This is a genomic window from Rhodospirillaceae bacterium (assembly GCA_018660465.1).
Lineage (GTDB): Bacteria > Pseudomonadota > Alphaproteobacteria > Rhodospirillales > JABJKH01 > JABJKH01.
The window spans coordinates 1-3,081 of the sequence record JABJKH010000081.1; the positions used below are offsets into that span (position 1 = coordinate 1).

General features: G+C 52.5%; 6 protein-coding genes and 1 tRNA gene. All 7 read left to right on the forward strand.

Translation table 11 applies throughout. From position 1 onward, the window contains the following. Positions 1-439, forward strand: a 439-nt coding sequence (tuf, locus tag HOM51_12665) for an elongation factor Tu (GenBank protein ID MBT5035357.1), incomplete at its 5' end; no start/stop codon positions are given. A 9-nt stretch (positions 440-448) separates the two neighbouring features. Next, positions 449-524 (forward strand) — tRNA-Trp (locus HOM51_12670). A gap of 93 nt (positions 525-617) precedes the next feature. After that, a complete protein-coding gene (secE, locus tag HOM51_12675) occupies positions 618-815 on the forward strand; it encodes a preprotein translocase subunit SecE (protein MBT5035358.1) in 198 nt (65 codons plus the stop codon). Positions 816-820: 5 nt separating this feature from the next. Further along, a complete protein-coding gene (gene nusG / locus HOM51_12680; GenBank protein ID MBT5035359.1) occupies positions 821-1,351 on the forward strand; it encodes a transcription termination/antitermination protein NusG in 531 nt (176 codons plus the stop codon). 103 nt (positions 1,352-1,454) lie between these two features. Further along, positions 1,455-1,883 (forward strand): 50S ribosomal protein L11, encoded by a 429-nt coding sequence (rplK, locus tag HOM51_12685; protein MBT5035360.1) that lies wholly within the window; start codon positions 1,455-1,457, stop codon positions 1,881-1,883. Positions 1,884-1,887: 4 nt separating this feature from the next. After that, a complete protein-coding gene (rplA, locus tag HOM51_12690; protein MBT5035361.1) occupies positions 1,888-2,574 on the forward strand; it encodes a 50S ribosomal protein L1 in 687 nt (228 codons plus the stop codon). A gap of 316 nt (positions 2,575-2,890) precedes the next feature. Then, positions 2,891-3,081 (forward strand): 50S ribosomal protein L10 (gene rplJ / locus HOM51_12695; GenBank protein MBT5035362.1); only part of this gene is annotated, 191 nt, incomplete at its 3' end.

The following is a 3,081-nucleotide window of genomic DNA, read 5'->3' on the forward strand; positions in this document are numbered from 1 at the left end:
AGAGACCCAGAAGACGATCTGCACGGGTGTTGAAATGTTCCGTAAATTGCTTGATACGGGCGAAGCGGGCGACAACATCGGCGCCTTGCTACGCGGTACCAAGCGTGAAGAAGTCGAGCGCGGCCAGGTTTTGGCGGCTCCCGGCACGATCACGCCGCACACCAAGTTCAAGTGCGAAGCTTATATCCTGACGAAGGAAGAGGGGGGGCGTCACACGCCGTTCTTTGCCAACTATCGTCCGCAGTTTTACTTTCGGACAACGGACGTCACTGGCACGGTTGAACTTCCTGAAGGCACTGAAATGGTGATGCCGGGCGACAACGTTGCGATGACGGTTAATCTGATCGCACCGATCGCGATGGATGATGGTCTGCGCTTCGCAATTCGCGAAGGTGGCCGCACTGTTGGTGCCGGCGTTGTCTCGGCGATTGAAGAATAAGGGCTCTTTAGGGGTATAGCTCAGTTGGTAGAGCGGCGGTCTCCAAAACCGCAGGTCGCGGGTTCGAACCCTGCTGCCCCTGCCAAGTTTTGGGCCATGTTTTTTGGGCCATTTTGGAGGCGAAATTGCCTCTTAACGCGATTTATAAAGTCCTAATTAGGTAATTGGTTTACGGTAAATGGCAAAAGTTAATCCAGCACAGTTTATTCAGGAAGTCCGTCAAGAGGGGTCCAAGGTCACGTGGCCGACCCGCAAGGAGAGCATGGTCTCTACCGGCATGGTCTTCGTGATGGTGATTTTGTCAGCACTGTTCTTCTTGTTGGTCGACACCATCATGTCGAGCGGTGTGAAGCTTATTTTTGGATTGGGAGGCTGAACGTAATGGCGCTTCGCTGGTACGTTATCCACGTTTATTCGGGTTTTGAGAAGAAGGTTGCCCAATCCATTGAGGAGCAGGCCAAGCAACGCGGCATGGAAGACATGTTCGAACATGTCTTGGTTCCGGTGGAAGAAGTTGTGGAAATGCGGCGTGGCGTCAAAGTGGCGGGTGAGAGAAAGTTCTTTCCTGGCTATGTTATGGCCAAGATGGACCTGACGGATGAGACGTGGCACTTGGTCAAAGATACACCGAAGGTTACAGGGTTTTTGGGCTCAGGCAGTCGCCCGACCCCGGTCTCGCAAAAAGAAGCCGACCGTATTCTGCATCAGGTGCAGGAAGGGATCGAGCGTCCTAAATTGGCGATTACGTTTGAAATTGGTGAGCAAGTTCGTGTATGTGATGGCCCCTTCAACTCGTTTAACGGCTTGGTTGAAGATGTGGACGAAGATCGGGCGCGGCTTAAAGTGTCAGTTTCGATCTTTGGTCGCGCGACGCCGGTTGAGCTTGAGTACGCGCAGGTCGAGAAACTTTAAAGAATTCCGGTTTCCTAATTTGGGAACCGGTGAAACCGTGTGGGAGGCCTGCCATAGGCCGCACCACGCACTCAGAAGTAAACTTTTAAACTGAGGAAATGAAATGGCAAAAAAAGTTACGGGTCAGATAAAGCTACAAGTGCCCGCAGGACAGGCGAATCCTTCGCCGCCGATTGGTCCTGCACTGGGTCAGGCTGGTCTGAACATTATGGAATTCTGCAAAGCGTTTAACGCGCAAACCCAGAATTTGGAACAAGGCATGCCGATCCCTTGCGTTATTACAGCGTATGCGGACCGCACGTTCGACTTCATCACCAAGACGCCCCCGGCGAGCTTCTTCTTGAAAAAGGCCGCGAAGTTGGCAAAGGGATCCGGTGAAACCGGCAAGGAAGTCATCGGTCGTGTGACCATGGCTCAGTGTAGAGAAATAGCTGAAGCCAAGATGGTTGACTTAAATGCTCATGATTTGGATCAAGCCGCGAAAATGATCGCAGGCTCTGCCAAGTCCATGGGCTTGGAAGTGGTGGGTTAGCGCAATGGCACATGTTGGAAAAAGATATAAAAATGCTGCTGAACTCATTGATCGCGAAAAGTTATATGAGGTCGATGAAGCAGTAAAATTGATCAAAGGTAACGCGACGGCAAAGTTCGACGAGACCATTGATATTTCAATTAATCTCGGCATCGATCCTCGCCACGCGGACCAAATGGTTCGGGGCATGATCTCGTTACCGCATGGAACCGGTAAATCGGTTCGGGTAGCTGTGTTTGCAAAGGACGCCAAGGCGGACGAAGCACGCGCCGCAGGTGCGGATCTTGTCGGTGCTGAGGACTTGATGGAAATCATCAACAAGGGCGAAATTGATTTCGACCGTTGCATCGCGACGCCTGATATGATGGCTATTGTGGGTCGGCTGGGTAAAGTTCTTGGCCCGCGCGGCCTGATGCCGAACCCTAAGCTGGGCACGGTGACGCCTGATGTGAAGAAAGCGGTCGAGGACGCCAAGGGCGGCCAGATCGAATTCCGCGCAGAAAAAACGGGTATCGTCCATGCTGGTGTCGGCAAGGCGAGCTTTTCCGAAGAAGCCTTGGCTGAAAACGTTAAGACGTTTGTCGATGCCATTGCCAAAGCCAAACCCACTGGCGTCAAGGGAACTTACATGAAACGCGTTAGCGTAAGTTCAACCATGGGCCCGGGTTTGAAGTTGAGTATTGCGGACTAGGCCAACCGCCTGTTCGTTAAAAGAATTCTGCCCCCGATCGTTTGAGAGGGGGTGGGTAGAAGGTGGCGAAACTGCCTTCGACCTGTCCGAGACCGTAGGTGCTTCCCGAAAGGGTGGTTTAAGGGGAATTTCCCGCCTGCATAGACAGTGCACAACCGTAATTCGGGACCTGATTTCAGGACCCAAATGACGGCTTGAACTGATGCGCTGGACAGGAAAACCGGTTTCTCCGGATTGTCCGGGGAAGCCAACGTCCAACGGATGCGTGTCTTATTCGGTGAATAAGGGCACGTATTCAAAGAAGTGGAGACGATCAGTGGATCGAACCGAAAAAGAAGACTTGGTCTCCCAGATGCATCAGGTGTTTGAGGACACGTCTATCGTTGTCGTTACCCATTATAGCGGGTTGACGGTGGCGGAAATGGGCGAACTCCGTACTCAAGTGCGCGATGCGGGTGCTCAATTCAAAGTGACCAAAAATCGGCTCACGCGTCTCGCTCTCGATGG

Coding starts and splice junctions, on each gene's coding strand:
- secE (MBT5035358.1), top strand. CDS start 618: ATGGCAAAAGTTAATCCAGCACAGTTTATTCAGGAAGTCCGTCAAGAG.
- nusG (MBT5035359.1), top strand. CDS start 821: ATGGCGCTTCGCTGGTACGTTATCCACGTTTATTCGGGTTTTGAGAAG.
- rplK (MBT5035360.1), top strand. CDS start 1,455: ATGGCAAAAAAAGTTACGGGTCAGATAAAGCTACAAGTGCCCGCAGGA.
- rplA (MBT5035361.1), top strand. CDS start 1,888: ATGGCACATGTTGGAAAAAGATATAAAAATGCTGCTGAACTCATTGAT.